The sequence below is a fragment of the Spirosoma pomorum genome (genome assembly GCF_054776615.1).
On record NZ_BAAHBP010000025.1, the window covers coordinates 133,679 to 149,785 of the forward strand.

General features: G+C 49.2%; 16 protein-coding genes and 1 tRNA gene. 12 read left to right on the forward strand and 5 right to left on the reverse strand.

The genetic code is table 11. The features are described 5' to 3' along the window. The first annotated feature begins 1 nt into the window (after position 1). The 3 genes from ACYVAD_RS15200 to ACYVAD_RS15210 all read left to right on the forward strand — a co-directional run bounded on the left by ACYVAD_RS15200 (position 2) and on the right by ACYVAD_RS15210 (position 4,145). Complete coding sequence (locus ACYVAD_RS15200) at positions 2 to 1,801, forward strand: ABC transporter ATP-binding protein (RefSeq protein WP_461140358.1); 1,800 nt, start codon at positions 2 to 4, stop codon at positions 1,799 to 1,801. 24 nt (positions 1,802 to 1,825) lie between these two features. Next, positions 1,826 to 2,242 (forward strand): Fur family transcriptional regulator, encoded by a 417-nt coding sequence (locus ACYVAD_RS15205; RefSeq protein ID WP_461140359.1) that lies wholly within the window; start codon positions 1,826 to 1,828, stop codon positions 2,240 to 2,242. 94 nt (positions 2,243 to 2,336) lie between these two features. Beyond that, positions 2,337 to 4,145 carry a MutS-related protein gene (locus ACYVAD_RS15210; RefSeq protein WP_461140360.1) on the forward strand — a complete coding sequence of 603 codons (1,809 nt, stop codon included), beginning with the start codon at positions 2,337 to 2,339 and terminating at the stop codon, positions 4,143 to 4,145. Between the two features lie 240 nt (positions 4,146 to 4,385). Here ACYVAD_RS15210 and ACYVAD_RS15215 read toward each other — a convergent pair. Continuing rightward, positions 4,386 to 4,458 (reverse strand) — tRNA-Phe (locus tag ACYVAD_RS15215). Between the two features lie 124 nt (positions 4,459 to 4,582). Here ACYVAD_RS15215 and ACYVAD_RS15220 point away from each other — a divergent pair. From ACYVAD_RS15220 to nadD, 7 genes are all read left to right on the forward strand, one after another. Continuing rightward, positions 4,583 to 5,962 carry a 4Fe-4S dicluster domain-containing protein gene (locus ACYVAD_RS15220; protein ID WP_461140361.1) on the forward strand — a complete coding sequence of 460 codons (1,380 nt, stop codon included), beginning with the start codon at positions 4,583 to 4,585 and terminating at the stop codon, positions 5,960 to 5,962. A gap of 73 nt (positions 5,963 to 6,035) precedes the next feature. Next, entirely contained in the window at positions 6,036 to 6,839 is an 804-nt protein-coding gene (locus tag ACYVAD_RS15225; RefSeq protein ID WP_461140362.1) for a (Fe-S)-binding protein, read from the forward strand. Between the two features lie 80 nt (positions 6,840 to 6,919). After that, a complete protein-coding gene (locus ACYVAD_RS15230) occupies positions 6,920 to 7,426 on the forward strand; it encodes a hypothetical protein (protein WP_461140363.1) in 507 nt (168 codons plus the stop codon). Positions 7,427 to 7,675: 249 nt separating this feature from the next. Continuing rightward, complete coding sequence (locus ACYVAD_RS15235) at positions 7,676 to 8,362, forward strand: sigma-70 family RNA polymerase sigma factor (RefSeq protein ID WP_461140364.1); 687 nt, start codon at positions 7,676 to 7,678, stop codon at positions 8,360 to 8,362. Positions 8,363 to 8,491: 129 nt separating this feature from the next. Then, a complete protein-coding gene (locus tag ACYVAD_RS15240) occupies positions 8,492 to 8,734 on the forward strand; it encodes a hypothetical protein (protein WP_461140399.1) in 243 nt (80 codons plus the stop codon). Positions 8,735 to 8,830: 96 nt separating this feature from the next. Continuing rightward, entirely contained in the window at positions 8,831 to 9,430 is a 600-nt protein-coding gene (gene gmk / locus ACYVAD_RS15245; RefSeq protein WP_461140365.1) for a guanylate kinase, read from the forward strand. A gap of 67 nt (positions 9,431 to 9,497) precedes the next feature. Continuing rightward, entirely contained in the window at positions 9,498 to 10,070 is a 573-nt protein-coding gene (gene nadD / locus ACYVAD_RS15250; RefSeq protein ID WP_461140366.1) for a nicotinate (nicotinamide) nucleotide adenylyltransferase, read from the forward strand. Positions 10,071 to 10,087: 17 nt separating this feature from the next. Here the strand turns inward: nadD and ACYVAD_RS15255 are convergent, their stop codons facing one another. The 3 genes from ACYVAD_RS15255 to cysS form a co-directional block, all read right to left on the reverse strand. Beyond that, positions 10,088 to 10,477, reverse strand: a complete 390-nt coding sequence (locus ACYVAD_RS15255) for a hypothetical protein (protein ID WP_461140367.1) — start codon at positions 10,475 to 10,477, stop codon at positions 10,088 to 10,090. 43 nt (positions 10,478 to 10,520) lie between these two features. Further along, positions 10,521 to 11,537, reverse strand: a complete 1,017-nt coding sequence (locus tag ACYVAD_RS15260; protein ID WP_461140368.1) for a M28 family peptidase — start codon at positions 11,535 to 11,537, stop codon at positions 10,521 to 10,523. Positions 11,538 to 11,614: 77 nt separating this feature from the next. After that, positions 11,615 to 13,102, reverse strand: a complete 1,488-nt coding sequence (cysS, locus tag ACYVAD_RS15265) for a cysteine--tRNA ligase (protein ID WP_461140400.1) — start codon at positions 13,100 to 13,102, stop codon at positions 11,615 to 11,617. Positions 13,103 to 13,357: 255 nt separating this feature from the next. Here cysS and ACYVAD_RS15270 point away from each other — a divergent pair, with 255 nt between their 5' ends. Together ACYVAD_RS15270 and ACYVAD_RS15275 are read left to right on the forward strand one after the other, a co-directional pair. Further along, on the forward strand, positions 13,358 to 14,560 hold the full coding sequence (locus ACYVAD_RS15270) for a hypothetical protein (RefSeq protein ID WP_461140369.1): 1,203 nt from the start codon (positions 13,358 to 13,360) through the stop codon (positions 14,558 to 14,560). Then, on the forward strand, positions 14,560 to 15,477 hold the full coding sequence (locus tag ACYVAD_RS15275; protein ID WP_461140370.1) for a PfkB family carbohydrate kinase: 918 nt from the start codon (positions 14,560 to 14,562) through the stop codon (positions 15,475 to 15,477). The genes ACYVAD_RS15270 and ACYVAD_RS15275 overlap by 1 nt, the downstream gene beginning before the upstream one ends. Positions 15,478 to 15,547: 70 nt before the next feature. Here ACYVAD_RS15275 and ACYVAD_RS15280 read toward each other — a convergent pair whose 3' ends face one another. Next, complete coding sequence (locus ACYVAD_RS15280) at positions 15,548 to 16,105, reverse strand: LOG family protein (protein ID WP_461140371.1); 558 nt, start codon at positions 16,103 to 16,105, stop codon at positions 15,548 to 15,550. Positions 16,106 to 16,107 lie beyond the last annotated feature (2 nt).

The window sequence follows — 16,107 nt, forward strand, 5'->3', positions numbered from 1 at the left end:
AATGGCAAAACGCAGACAAACAGTTGACGATGATGTCAACGATAAACGTAAATTAGACCGGGCCGGCCTCAAGAAAGTACTCAGCATCTTCCGGTTCGTTAAGCCTTACCGATTTCAGTACGGGATAGGTTTCGTTTTCCTGATTTTATCCGCCGGAACAACGATGAGCTTCGGCTTACTGATTGGCCAGATTACCAGCGTTATTCAGGGGAAATCAGATTTTACGCTCAATCAGGTAACCTTATTTTTTGTGGGCGTGCTGGTTGCTCAGGCCATCTTTTCGTTCTTCCGCATTTATCTTTTCTCGCAGGTCAGCGAGCGCGCTATGGCCGACGTGCGGCAGGCGACCTACAGCAAAATCATTACGTTACCCATTCCCTTTTTCGAACAACGGCGGGTGGGTGAATTGACGAGCCGCATTTCGGCCGACATCTCCCAGCTCCAGGACGTCCTGACGCTGACCCTGGCCGAGTTGTTCCGGCAGGTAGCTACACTGCTCATTGGCACGGGGATTATTTTTTACGTTTCCTGGAAGCTGACACTGTTCATGCTCGGCACGTTCCCTGTGATCATCGTGGCAGCCATCGTGTTCGGGAAATTTATTCGGACGTTATCAAAACAGGCGCAGGATCAGCTGGCCTCAGCCAACGTCATTGTCGAAGAGACACTGCAATCAGTCAACATCGTGAAAGCGTTCACGAACGAACGGCTGGAAATTAATCGGTATGGCTCGGCCCTGCAACGGGTAGTAGCCACCGCCCTGCGAGCAGCTACTTTCCGCGGTATATTTGTTTCGTTCGTCATTTTCGCGCTCTTCGGCGGCATTATTGGTGTTGTCTGGTACGGTGGCTCACTGGTGCTGGATAATCAGATGCCATTTGCGGATCTGCTTACGTTCCTGGTCTATACCATGTTCATTGGGGGTTCAGTAGCCGGTATGGGCGATTTGTACGCACAACTGCAAAAGACTGTAGGAGCCTCCGAGCGCATTCTCGAAATTCTGGGCGAAGATTCAGAAGTTATCCCTGCCGAAGAATCGCCCTTGTTTGTTCCTGTTCATGGGCATGTCAGCTTCAACGACGTAGCGTTCTCCTACCCTACCCGTATCGATGTTCCGGTTTTGAAAGGTATTTCATTAGACGTAGCAGCCGGACACAAGATTGCGTTGGTCGGGCAGAGTGGCGCGGGTAAGTCGACTATCGTGCAACTGTTGATGCGTTATTACGCTCTCAGTGGTGGTAGCATCACGATTGATGGCCGCGATCTAACCAGCTTTAACATTACCGATCTCCGGAAAAATATTGCCGTTGTGCCTCAGGAGGTAATGCTTTTTGGCGGTACGATCATGGAGAACATCAAATACGGTAAAGCGAATGCTACTGATGCCGAAGTCCGTGAAGCATCACGCAAAGCCAACGCCCTAGCGTTTATTGAGTCGTTTCCGGAAGGATTTGAAACCGTTGTGGGTGAACGCGGTGTTAAGTTATCAGGTGGTCAACGACAACGTATTGCCATTGCCCGCGCTATTCTGAAAGATCCGGCTATTCTGGTTCTGGACGAAGCCACGAGCTCGCTCGACGCCGAATCAGAACGGCTGGTGCAGGAAGCACTGGACGAGCTGATGCAGAACCGTACGACCATCATCATTGCGCATCGGCTGGCAACAATCCGGAAAGTAGATACGATTTACGTCATCCGCGAAGGCCAGATTGTTGAAACCGGTACGCACGATCAACTGGCAAACCAGGAAGATGGTGTCTACGCCAACCTGGTTAAATTGCAGTTCGAACCCATTGACTAGTGGCGTTAATCGTCACGGATAGATATGACTGTTGCTGCTAAACTTCTGAAAGATTTTGGCCTCCGCCACACCAACGGTCGCGAGGAAGTACTGGATTTGTTTTTGAGCGCTGGACACGCCTTAGCGCACAATGACGTTGAGAATGGTCTTGGCCCTGACCACGACCGCGTAACGATCTACCGAACGTTACGTACGTTTCTGGATAAAGGTATCATTCACCGGGTACTCGACGATGAGGGTGGTACGAAGTACGCTCTCTGCCGGGAAACCTGCGCCGACGGCCATCACCACCACGACCACGTACATTTCAAATGTGAAAACTGTGGTCAGACGACCTGCCTTGACGACGTTCAGATTCCGTCCGTAGCTTTACCCGATGGGTACAACCGAAAAGAAACGAACCTATTAATTCAGGGCGTTTGTCAGGGGTGTAACAAATAGGAAAACTGTTCATCAGACAGATGACAATAGATAGTTTATAGTTTTACGTCGGCGGTGCTTTCACTGCCGACTTTTTTATTACCCCACTAGCAGTATGTCTCCTGAATCCATTTTCAATCAGCGTATTCAGCAATTTCAACAGGCGGAACAGGCAGCGCAACACCGTCATAATCAACTGGCCTTTTGGCGATTAATCTGGTTTGTAGGTATCGCCATTACTCTTTGGGGGCTTGTGCAGGCGAATCAGCAATTAGCGGCCGCAGCAGTTCTTCTAATTGGCGTGATAGGTTTCATGATTCTGCTCAAAAAGCATCAGACGATCAAGCGGGAGCGGGATCTGAATCACCAGTTAGCTTTTGTGAATCAGGATGAAGCAGGCCGACTGAAACGGCAGTATCTGCGTGCTGAACTGGGCGAAGAATTTAACTCACCCACCCATTTCTACGCAGGCGACTTGGACGTGTTTGGCAAGCATTCGTTATTTCGTCTCCTGAACCGAACCCACACCTACCTTGGCCAGCAGTACCTGGCAAACTGGCTGCTGGCTCCAGCGTCCATTACGTCAATCCAACTTCGGCAACAGGCAGCCGCTGAACTTAATCCGCAATTAGAGTGGCGGCAGCAGTTTGAAGCCCTAGCTTATCAGGAAGAGTCTATCAATCGGCCACCCGACAGCCTTATCGCCTGGGCTGCTGCGCCAACAACACCTCTCCCGGCTTATTTGAACATCGTTCGCTTTGCATTTCCCTTAGTGACGCTATCGCTGTTTGTCGCCTGGCTTACTGGTTACGTGCCGGGTATTGCGGTGCTTCTTGCTCTAGCTGTGCATGCACTGATCCTACGAACGACTGCCGGTCAGGCGGCCCTTGTCAGTAACCAGACCTATGCCATCTCAAGCGCTCTAAAAGGATTTCGGGTGCTGTTTCAACAAGCGGAGCAACTGACGGGTACCAGCCCACAAGTTCAGGCAATTCAGAATACCTTGGTAACCGGACCAAAACCTGTCTCGGGTATTATTGGTCAGCTAGCCAAACTGACCGAGGGGCTGAACTACCGCCAAAATCCTTATTTCTACCTCTTCTTTGGCATTTTCTCCCTCTGGGATATGCATTATCTGTTTCGGCTTGAGCGCTGGCGACAGGAGCACGGCCCGAAATTAGAACAGTGGCTTACAACGCTTGGTGAGTTGGAAGCGCTCAACAGTCTGGCGGGCTTTTCGTATGCTCACCCAGCCTACGTAACACCTAATCTGATAAATACGGCATTTACGCTGGATTTTACTTCTGCAGCTCATCCCTTACTAATCCCTGGCCATAGCGTAGCCAATTCACTTACGTTGGCAGGATCAGGCCAAACCGTACTGATAACAGGTTCTAATATGTCAGGCAAGAGCACTTTTCTACGAACAGTCGGCGCTAACGTCGTGCTCGCCTTTGCTGGTGCCGTTGTCTCTGCTGAGCGTTTTACCTGCTCACCCGTTCAGGTATTCACGAGTATGCGCACGCAGGATTCGCTCGAAGAAAGTACCTCCTCTTTCTATGCCGAGCTCAAGCGTTTGCAGACGCTGATTGGCTTGTCACAGCAGTCGAGTGGACTACCTGTGCTGTATTTCCTGGATGAAATCCTCAAGGGCACAAACTCTGCGGATCGGCATCGGGGAGCAGAGGCCCTAATTCGTCAGCTTCACCAAACGACTGCCTCCGGATTTGTGTCGACGCACGATCTGGAATTAGGGCAATTAGGCCATTCGTCTGGCTTTGTGCACAATTACCATTTCCAGTCGGATCTGAAGCAGGGTGAGCTTATTTTTGATTATTCCCTTCGCAACGGCATCTGCGAGAGCTTCAATGCCAGCCAATTGATGCGGGCAATCGGCATTAACATTGATGCAGTTCAGTCCTAGCTTCCCTCCTCTATTCACGAATAGGCCGCTGTAAATATCCTTTTTTCTCGTCCCTTTGTCCTAAACAACCCTAAATAGTACTTGTTAACCTAGGACAGAGTTGTATATTTGCTACCCTAAAAACAGTATGCATGCATACTGTTTTTAGGGTAATGTACTAGTCGGTTTATCAGCGAGATGAAAATACGGGAAGCTTTGGACACAAAAAAGCCCTTCCGGATGGAAGGGCTTACGAGAAGGTGGTGATGGACGGAATCGAACCGCCGACACAAGGATTTTCAGTCCTTTGCTCTACCAACTGAGCTACATCACCTTAACGTGGGTGCAAAAGTAGTACTCATTGGAACTATCGCAAACTTTTTAGAAAAATATTTTTCTTGTTTGTCGTTACTAAACAGCAATTACCTTGACAGTCAGCTTATTTGGCTTATTTTTTTATGGAAATTATTCAGCAGATTTTATTCGGAGCCGCACTAGGTGCTGTTGCCTGGTTCATCGCCAAGCGGGTTCAACTCATCAGCCGTGCTATTAAACTAGGCCGACCGGAGAATCGATTCGACCACGCCGACGAGCGATTGAAGACCATGCTGCTCGTGGCCTTCGGGCAGAAAAAGATGTTCACCAATTTGCTGGTCGGCGTTATGCACTTTGTTATCTACGCTGGCTTTATTATTATCAACCTGGAAATTCTGGAGATAATTCTCGACGGTGTTCTAGGTACCCACCGGATTTTTGCGCCTTACATCACACCCGTTTATCCTATTCTGATCGACGTATTTGAAGTGCTGGCGTTTGGTGTGTTGGCCGTATGCGTTGTTTTTCTGTGCCGTCGATTTATCGCCCGGGTCAGTCGGCTTCAGGCTAGTCGGCATCGTGAATTACGGGGATGGCCTGTTTCCGACGCGACCATTATCCTGACCGCTGAAATCTTACTGATGGTTGCTTTCCTGACCTGGAATGCATCGGATAGTGTATTACGTGATCGGGGCGTTGGACACTATGGCGAACTACAGGGCGTTGTCCCTGACTTTCTCATCAGTCAATACCTGAAACCTCTTTTCTCGGGTTTTAGTGATACTGCGCTGGTGGCTTACGAACGCGTATCCTGGTGGATACATATCCTGGGTATTCTCGCCTTTGCGATTTACGTTACGTACTCCAAGCACTTACACATTGCACTAGGCTTTCCTAACGTCTATTTCTCTGATCTGCAGCCAAAGGGTGAAATGCAGAACATGCCAGAAATCACCAAAGAGGTACAGATGGCGCTAGGCCTGCCTGTATCAACAGAAGCTGACGGATCGCAAGCGAATGACAATGGTGAGCAACCAGCTGAAATCGGTCGCTTTGGGGCTAAGGACGTCGAAGACTTGAAATGGATTAACCTAATGAACGCCTACAGCTGCACCGAATGCGGTCGCTGTACGGCTGCTTGTCCGGCGAATATTACAGGCAAAAAACTGTCGCCCCGGAAGATCATGATGGATACCCGTGACCGACTGGAGGATATTCAGAAAGGCTGGAAGGCTAATGGATACGATTACAAAGACGATAAGTCGCTATTGGGTGATTACATCACACCAGAGGAATTAAACGCTTGTACGACCTGTCAGGCGTGCATTAATGCCTGTCCGATTAACATCAATCCGTTGGACATCATTCTTCAGCTACGGCGTTACCGCGTCATGGAAGAATCCCAAGCTCCAGCCGCCTGGAACGCGATGTTCAGCAATATTGAAAACAACATGGCACCCTGGAAATTCTCGCCCAGTGATCGCTTCAACTGGGCCGACCAGGTAAATGAAGTCAATTCATAGTTGAAGGTGACAAAGTTGTACGTCTTAGAATCGAGACAACTCATCTACTTTTCAACTATCCAACCTTACTACTATGCTAGCTGAAGAAAAAAAATACAGCGTACCCACAATGGCCGATATGGCCGCAGCGGGCGAAGAGCCCGAAGTGTTATTCTGGGTTGGCTGTGCCGGTTCTTTCGATGATCGATACAAGCGGGTTACAATTGCTTTTGTCCGCATCCTGAATCACGTTGGTATCAAGTTCGCCGTTCTTGGCTCTGAAGAAGCCTGCACGGGTGATCCAGCTCGTCGCGCTGGTAACGAGTTCCTGTTTCAAATGCAGGCTATATCAAATATTCAAGTTCTGAACGGCTACAACGTAAAAAAAATCGTGACAGCCTGTCCGCATTGCTTCAATACGATCAAAAATGAATATCCGGAGCTGGGTGGTCAATATGAAGTCATTCACCATTCGCAGTTTTTACAAGGCCTGATCAATGAAGGGCGTGTCCGTGTACAGGATGGAGAGTCGTTTAAGGGCCGCAAGATTACCTTCCACGACTCCTGTTACCTTGGCCGGGCCAATAAAGTGTACGAAGCCCCGCGCGACGTATTGGCGGCACTGGACGCTGATTTAGTTGACATGAAACGCGTACGAGCCAACGGGCTTTGCTGCGGAGCGGGGGGTGGACAGTACTTCAAGGAGCCAGAACCCGGCAATAAAGACGTCAACGTAGAACGCGTGGAGGAAGCCCTAGCTACCGGTGCTGATACAATCGCAGTAGCTTGTCCATTCTGCATGACTATGATGTCCGATGGAGTAAAAAATAAGAACCGAGAGGATTCGGTCCGGGTCTACGACATTTCGGAACTCATCGCCCAAAAGCAGGGGTTGTAGTTTTATCTCGCGGAGAGCTAAAGGCATAGGACATTGTTAATGCCTTTAATTCTAAGCCCCGCACCCCAAACGCAAAAATTATGTGGATAGATTTTGATAAACTTCCCGACGACGCCCGTGTATGGGTGTATCAGGCTAATCGTCCCCTAACGGACGCAGACGTTCAGGTGATTGAGCAAACACTACAACCAGCCTTAAATCAATGGGCCGCTCATGGACAACCCTTGTTAGCGTCGGCTCAAGTCGTCGCTAATCGTTTCGTCGTCGTTGGTGTAGATGAGGGATACTCGCTTCCCAGTGGTTGTTCCATCGATTCTTCAGCCCGTACGATTCGCGATCTGGGTCAGCAGTTAGCCGGTGGAGTCGATTTTTTTGACCGGTCGGCAGCTATACTAAACCCTGACGGATCAGTGACAACCTATCCGCTGGCAATCATCAAAAAAGCCGTTACGGAAGGTCGTATTATGTCCGACTCGATCCTACTCAACACGCTCGTCAAGACAAAAGCGGAATTTTTGTCAGCCTGGCAGCAACCGGCTAGCGAGTCATGGTTGAAGCGTTATTTTAAAGTAGCTACAACAATTTAGGTAGTCATACGATAGTTAAGCCGGTTAGTTACCACAAATTATGTGTCGGTAATTGACCGGCTTTAACGTTCCTGACAGTTGATTCGTTCACTGTCAAATCGGCATATCTGTCTGATTATGAACTTTTTTTGAACAAAGGATTGATTTTTGCAGTCAAACCCTATAGAAGCTGTCAGTAAATCGTTGATGATCATGTCAGTGAAATCGCTGACCAGAACCAACGGTAAACGGTAATTAACCCTTACTTTTATGGCGACTATGCCCGAAGTTATGTCAGATACGCCACCTCGCGACGACGACCAAACGCTGCCAATCGACGGCTCGCCTGCTGCCGAACAGCCATCGACCGATACACCTGCTCGTGGTTATACCGATGAACAGAAGTATCAAATATTCAATCGAGAGTTTATGCCCCACATAGACTCCATGTATAATTTTGCCTTTCGGTTAACGACGGACGAGGACGATGCCAATGATCTCGTTCAGGATACCTACTTAAAGGCATTCCGCTTTATTTCCTCGTTCGAACAAGGAACTAACGCAAAAGCGTGGCTGTTTCGAATTCTGAAGAACAGCTTCATTAACGATTACCGCAAAAAGAGCAAGGAGCCAGCGAAAGTTGATTATCAGGATGTCGAAACGACATATAATTCTGAAGATTCTGAAACTGAGCATACGGTTGACTTACGGGCGGAGTCAGTTTCTGATCTGATCGGCGATGAAGTGGCTACGGCACTGAACTCGCTACCGGTTGACTTCCGAACGGTCATCATCCTCTGTGATATTGAAGGATTCACGTATGAGGAAATGGCCAAGATTCTGGATATTCCAATCGGTACGGTACGGTCTCGATTACACCGGGCACGTAACCTGCTGAAAGAGAAGCTACGGGATTATGCTTCTTCGATGGGATATAATGAAGAAAATGAAGAGTAAACCGAACTTTTTATAACTACACTTTGGTTCTGCTAGTAACTTAACGGTATTAATATTCTTGGAATAAATAGAACTTTTCCAATGCAAACGTCGTTGCCATCGTCATCCACTTCCAGCACAAAGCCTGAGATGAAGCACAAGTGCAGTCACCAGGCTGACTGTCTTAAAATGATTCAGTTGATTCTGGATGGGGAAGCCACCGAACAACAACTCGCTAAGCTTAAAGACAATCTAGAAAGTTGCCAGCCCTGCATTCAGATGTACCATCTCGAACAGGAAGTAAAGGAGTTGTTAACCAAGCGAATGGAGAAAAAGTGCTGCCCCGAGCAGCTAGTAGCAACGATAAAATCCCGGATTTTAAGTTTCAGCTAACAGCATTGTACTTTTGTTGGGGTAATTAAGGACACGGACCAACCGACCTTAATTACCCCAATTTCTTTTTAATACACAGCCAAAAACGAGCACATTTTGGACGGAAAACTCATCATATTCTCAGCTCCCTCCGGTTCAGGTAAGACTACTATCGTAAAGCATCTACTGGACGAAAACGCAAACCTGGGCTTCTCAATCTCAGCCTGCACTCGCGACCGCCGGGGACGTAGCGAGCAGAACGGTAAAGATTATTACTTCCTGACGCCAGAAGAATTTAAAGAGAAAATTGACAACAATGAGTTTGTCGAATGGGAGGAAGTGTACGTAGGTGCTTTCTACGGTACGCTTAAATCAGAGATTGAACGCCTATGGGCAAGTGGCAAGCACGTTCTCTTCGACGTTGACGTACAGGGCGGCTTGAAGCTTAAAGAATACTATGGCGATAAAGCCCTGGCAGTTTTTGTGAAAGTACCGGACGAAGAAACGTTACGCCAGCGACTCATTGGCCGTGGCTCGGAGACGGAAGAAAGCCTATCGAAACGATTGTTTAAAGTCCATTTTGAAATGAGCTTTCAGAATCGCTTCGACGTAATACTGGTCAACGACGATCTGGAAACGTCGCTTCAAAAAGCGCAGCAACTCGTCGACAACTTTGTGAAAGAGAACAAAGTCCCTGCCAAGTCTACCGTGTTGTAGTTGTCCATACAATGAACTTAGTTATGACGCTTTCGTAGGGAAGCGTCATTCTTTTTACCCTGTCCTTATGAGAATCGGTCTGTTCTTTGGCTCCTTCAACCCTATTCATATAGGTCATCTTATCATTGCCAATACTATGGCCACGTCAACGGATCTGGAGCAGGTCTGGTTCATAGTGTCCCCCCAGAACCCGTTCAAAAAGACCAAAAGCCTGCTGCACGAGTTTGACCGGTTCGACATGGTTGAGCAGGCTATCAATGATAACAGTCGTCTGCGGGCCTCCAACATTGAGTTTTCGATGCCCAAGCCGAGTTACACAATCGATACGTTGGTCCGTCTGAGCGAGAAATATCCACAGCATACGTTCCGGCTTATTATGGGCGAGGATAATCTGGAATTGTTCGTTAACTGGAAGAACTACGACAAAATTCTTGACTATTACGGCGTTTACGTCTATCCACGTCCTCGTTCGGTTGAAAGCCCATTAAAGACTCATCCGGCCATCAAATTAGTCGAAGCGCCTTTGCTTGATATCTCGGCCACCTTCATAAGAAACTGCATCCGAACCAATCGCTCAATTCGCTACATGGTACCGGATGCAGTAGAAGAAATGATTACCCGCAAGAAGTTTTACCTCTAACGTCTTATAGCTTTAACTCAAGGAATGCCATTCTGGAACGTAATCTCCGTGGCCAGTCCGATAGCGCTAAACCGAATGGCAACGGAGCGGCTGGTCGATTTGGTACCGGGGATATCGCAGTGAGTGCCTTTTTCCAGAAAGTAAATGTAAAATTTCTGGTTTCGGTCAGCGATCTGGTTGATGTCCGGCCGGCCCAGCAAGTCGCCTATCGTGTTGGCGGTTTTCCCTTTCAGGTTTTGTATTTCAGCTCTGAAACCAGGTAGAATCGTTTGCCGAACGCCGTTGCATCCCCCCCGGTCACTCCGCCATTTTTTCAGATCCAGCTTACCGAATGTGTCAGGCGTGGAATTACAAGAACTCAACAGCCAGGTCATAGCCGCCAATACAACCACGAGCGAAACAGCCAAACGTTGTCTGTTAGTTAGCTCCACACCACCGGACTTCATCACACTATTTCTCATTGTACAAGACTTGCATCACCGTTTGTCCCACGGCTTTCAACGTACCGCGGTCAATGTAACTCATATCATCTTCAGCCGTGTGCCAGCCGGGAAAGAAACCACCCGTACCAACGTTGGTATGAATGATATCAATCATCGGGATTTTAGCGATGGTGTTTGGTGCTAAGTGATCGTCGGTAATCTGGCTACCGGGCGTATCCACAAAGAACTGACTATAACCGAGCTGACTGGCGGTTTGCCACACATTGTTCATGACCGTCGGTGCAAACTGCATCGAAATGCCTTCTTTGGCGAACGTAGCCCCTTTGGCACCTACCATATCAAGCAGAATACCGTAATAAGCCGTATAGCCTGGTTTATGCGGGGTTTTAGACCAATAACGAGAGCCCAGGCAAAAGCCCATATAATCGAACTGATTACCGGTTTTCTCTTCAAAATCACCGGACACCTTATCGCCACTCCCCCAGTCTTCAACGTCGAAGAAGACAATGTCAATCCCAACACCGGGTTTGTCTTTGGCTTGCTGAATCGTGCGCGCCAGTTCGAGCAGAACACCGACGCCACTAGCGCCATCGTTAGCTGCCGTTACCGCTTTATTTTTGTCAGCCGCATCCGGGTCCTGGTCCGCGTGCGGGCGTGAGTCCCAGTGCGAAGCCAGCACGATCCGTTTGGTCGCGCCCGGGTTAATACTACCGATGATATTGCGGGCATTCAGCTTTTTCCCATCCCAGGTGTTCGCAACGAATGTCTGCTCCGTCACTTCACAACCAAACTGCTTTAGTTTACTGACAAGGTAGTTGCCGGTCTGAACGTGAGCAGGCGTATTCGGCACACGTGGGCCAAACGACACCTGTTTTTCGATGTACGTATAAGCCGAATCAGCATTAAAGGCTGGTGCAGTAGCCATCGCGACCTGCTGGCTCGTTTCAGTATCGTCTTTTTGTTCTTTTGATTTGCAGGCAAACGTCAACGCGATCAGCGATACAGCGACGATTATTTTTTTCATAGTAAGGAATTCATTCAGATGCTGCTATTTCGTCTCTAGTCCGGACATAATGTCCAGTTAGTTCATGGCAATTCCGGTTATTCTTCGTAGGCCCAGTCGATCTGATGTTTCATGTCTTTAATGGCCAGCCCCTGCGCTTTGAAGTACGAACGAATTTGATCAACCTTGTCGTACTGACGCTGTTCTTTGTACTCGCGATACAGCGTCAGCAGCCCTTCCAGTACGGGTTGGTTATCAGTTCCCTCTTCTTTCAGGCCAAGTACCTCTTCCATGAACGTCGTGAACGATTCTTTCAGCAGGGTAAATACCTCTTCGCCCAGCGTCGACGCCGACAGTTGGTTTAGATAAAGCATATTTACGTACTTCAACAGCGTAAACAGTTGCGCGATGGCGACGGCCGTGTTCAGATCATCGTTCATGGCTTCGTAGAACGACTGTACCGCCTGCCGAATGTCCTGCTGTTTTTTCTCATCGGGTGCTACGTCGGCAGAGCCGTCATACGTCATCAGTTTGATGATACGCAGCCCATTTGCCAGCCGGCGATATCCCTTCTGGGCCGCTTTCAGGGCATCGTTCGAGAAGTCGAGCGTACTACGATAATGCGACTGTAGCATAAAGAACCGTACCGTCATCGGGCTGTACGGCTGGTCAAGCAGTTTGTGATTACCAGCAAACAGCTCGGCAGGCAGGAATGAGTTGCCCAGCGACTTCGACATTTTCTGTCCATTCACGGTCAGCATGTTCGAGTGCATCCAGTAGCGAGCGGGATCTTTTCCCGTCAGCCCATCGCCCTGTGCAATTTCGCATTCGTGATGCGGAAATTTCAAATCCATTCCACCACCGTGAATATCGAATTGTTGCCCCAGGTACTTCGTACTCATGCAGGTACACTCCAGATGCCAACCGGGAAATCCATCGCTCCAGGGCGCTCTCCAGCGCATCAGGTGCTCGGGAGCAGCCCGTTTCCAGAGGGCGAAATCCAATGGACTACGTTTTTCCGACTGCCCGTCGAGTTCGCGGGTTTCGTTCAGCAGATCGTCCAGAATCCGGCCCGACAGTTTGCCGTAGTTCCCACCCTTCTTATTGTATGTTTCAATATCGAAATAAACCGAGCCGTTCGACTCATAGGCCAGCCCCTTGTCGATCAGCTCCTGAACCGCTTCAATCTGCTCAACCATGTGGCCAGTTGCCGTCGGTTCAATGCTGGGCGGAATTGTATTGAACTGCGCCATTACGGTGTGGAAATCATTCGTAAACCGCTGTACGATCTCCATTGGCTCCACTTTTTCCAGCTTGGCCATCCGCCCGATTTTGTCTTCGCCTTCATCACCATCACCCACCAGGTGCCCCACGTCGGTCAGATTCCGGACGTAACGAACTTTGTAGCCAATGAACGTCAGGTACCGGTAGAGCGTATCGAAGGTCAGAAAGGTCCGGACGTTGCCCAGGTGAACGTAATTGTAGACCGTTGGTCCGCAGACATACATTCCCACGTAGGGCGGGTTGATTGGTTCAAACAGTTCCTTTCTGCGGGTAAGCGTATTGTATACGTGAAGAGGCTGCATCCGATTCGTGGTCATTCTACCCGAAAAACTGGGCGAAAAATCTAATTAGTGACAGATACCTTCGGCAGCTAACATACCTGTTCTACCGAACGTATCCTTGTTCTTATGCCAACAAAAGTAAGCGGCAAAACGTCTGCAAATCTACGCATTGTCGATTGGAAAATGGTACCCTCTCACTGAGCTCAATCTGGGTGACCCGACCCTTTTGCGTATATTCGCTTTTTGTTTTCAGAATTGACCCGCTTAGGTTCGGCAATGCAGGTAGTGGAAGTGGGTAGTAATGCCCAATATCAGAAAGAGTTTATCCAATTTCCCGTACGGCTTTACCGTAATGACTCGAATTGGATTCGGCCGCTGGATGCCGACGTAGAGGAAGTTTTCGATCCGGCACGTAACAAGCGTTTCGAAAACGGCGAGTGTATCCGGTACCTCCTGCTGAACGACCGAAAAGAAACTATCGGCCGGATTGCAGCTTTTGTCGACTACGAAATCAGTACCCTCGACAACGACCAGCCCACGGGTGGCGTCGGTTTCTTTGAATGCATAGAAGACCAGGCAGCTGCTTTTACATTGTTCGATGCCGGGAAAGCCTGGTTGCAGCAACGGGGGCAGGAAGCCATGGACGGCCCAATCAACTTCGGCGATCGCGACCGCTGGTGGGGATTACTGGTCGACGGTTTCGACCGCGAGCCTAACTACTGCATGCCGTACACCAAGCCGTATTACGTTGCATTCTTCGAGAAATACGGCTTCCAGGACTACTTCAAGCAATTTACGTTCGGGATTCCTACCACCTGGTCGAAGTTGGTCGATATGTCGCAGGCCGTGAAAGACCGGGCACAACGTATTTACCAGAATCCTGATTACAGCTTCCGGACAATCAACAAAAAAGACTTACCCGCTGCGGCCGAGCAGTTTCGGCATATTTACAATGCCGCCTGGGGTGGTCATAGCGGTGTTCATGAGATGTCGGCGGAGCAGGCGCAGCTGCTCATGACGAAGCTAAAGCCGGTTCTCGATGAGAAGATCATCTATTTCGCCTATTACCAAGGTGAGCCAGTAGCCTTTTTTGTTTGTTTACCCGAGCTCAATCAGGTGTTCAAACACGTGAACGGCAAGCTAGACCTCGTCGGTAAGCTGAAATTTTTGTGGCACATGATCATGAAAACCAACCACAAAGCGTTTGGCGTTGTGTTTGGCGTGGCGCCCGAGCATCAGGGAAAAGGTGTAGAAGCGGCCATTGCCCTGCGGATGCCCCATGAGGCCGATCATAATCCTAATTTTCAATACACCGAACTGGAGATGAACTGGGTGGGTGATTTTAATCCGATCATGGTTCGGTTTGTGAGCCAGCTGGGATCGAAAATTGTAAAAACTCACGTTACGTACCGCAAACTGTTCGACGAAACAAAACCGTTTAAACGCTGCCCCGTCATTGGGCGTAAAAAAGACAAATAATGAGCTTATTAACTGTTGGCTCCGTCGCCTTCGACGCGCTGGAAACTCCATTCGGCAAGACCGATAAAATCATTGGTGGTGCCGCTACGTACATCACGTTATCGGCGTCGTATTTCACGGACGAGAACAACCTGGTTGCCGTCGTGGGCGATGATTTTCCGCAGAGCATGATCGACGATTTGCAGCAACACGGTATCAATACCGATGGTCTGGAGATTCGAAAAGGCGAAAAAACGTTTTTCTGGTCGGGCAAATACCATAACGACATGAACACCCGCGATACGGTGGATGTGCAGTTGAACGTAATGGAAAACTTCGATCCGATCATTCCGGAGTCATACCAGGGCTGTACGTACCTGATGTTAGGGAATACGGCTCCCGCCATTCAGCGGACGGTAATTGAGCGGTTACACACGCGGCCCAAGCTGATTGTACTTGACACGATGAACCTATGGATTGACATCGCCAATGCCGATCTGATGACGCTGCTGCCGATGGTAGACGTATTGGTCGTGAACGATGAAGAAGCCCGGCAGTTGACCAAAGAATACGCACTGGTAAAAGCGGCCGCTAAAATTCGGGAGATGGGCCCCAAAACGGTCATCATCAAGAAAGGTGAACACGGTGCACTGTTATTTCAGGACAATCAGATTTTCTTCGCTCCGGCTCTCCCACTCGAAGAAGTGTTTGATCCAACCGGCGCGGGCGATACGTTTGCGGGTGGTTTCATCGGCCATCTAGCCAAAACGGATGATATTTCATTCGATAACATGAAGCGGGCCATCATTTACGGATCGGCAATGGCGTCGTTCTGCGTCGAGAAGTTTGGTACCGAGCGGATTATGAACCTGAGCCAGGACGAAATCCAGGCGCGGGTAAGTGAGTTCGTGAAGCTGTCAGCATTTGGTTTGCAGTAATCGATTTGTTATCAAAAAGAAAAGGCTCCTACGTTCAGCAGGAGCCTTTTCTTTTCGGCCAAAACGGATGTTATACGTTCGCCCAGAAGTCGGCGATTTGTTCCAATACCTGGTCGACAGATTCGGCTACCAAGAGCAATTCCCGGTTCTCAGCCCGGAGAAAACCATCCTCGACCATCCGATCCAGTTGCTGTAGCATCAGGTCATAAAAACCATTTGTGTTGATGATCGCGACGGGGCCATCGTAGATTTTCAACTGCCGCCAGGCCAGAATCTCGAACAGTTCATCGAGCGTACCGTAGCCACCGGGCAGGGCAATAACGCCCCGCGCCAACTGCACCATCTTGTATTTCCGCTCGTGCATGGTCTCCACAAAGTGAATTTCCGTGAGCGTTTTGTGCGCCACTTCGAGATCGGCCAGGAAGTTAGGAATAACTCCGGTTACCTCGCCCCCGTTCTGCAGGACGCCATCGGCTACGTTACCCATCAGGCCAAAACCACCCCCACCGTAGATCAGCCGGATATTCCGGGCGGCCATTTTTTCGCCCAGTTCAGTCGCTACCTGGTTATAAATTGGATTAACGCCCACACTGGACGCGCAGTAAACAACAAGACTTTGAGTTGCCACGA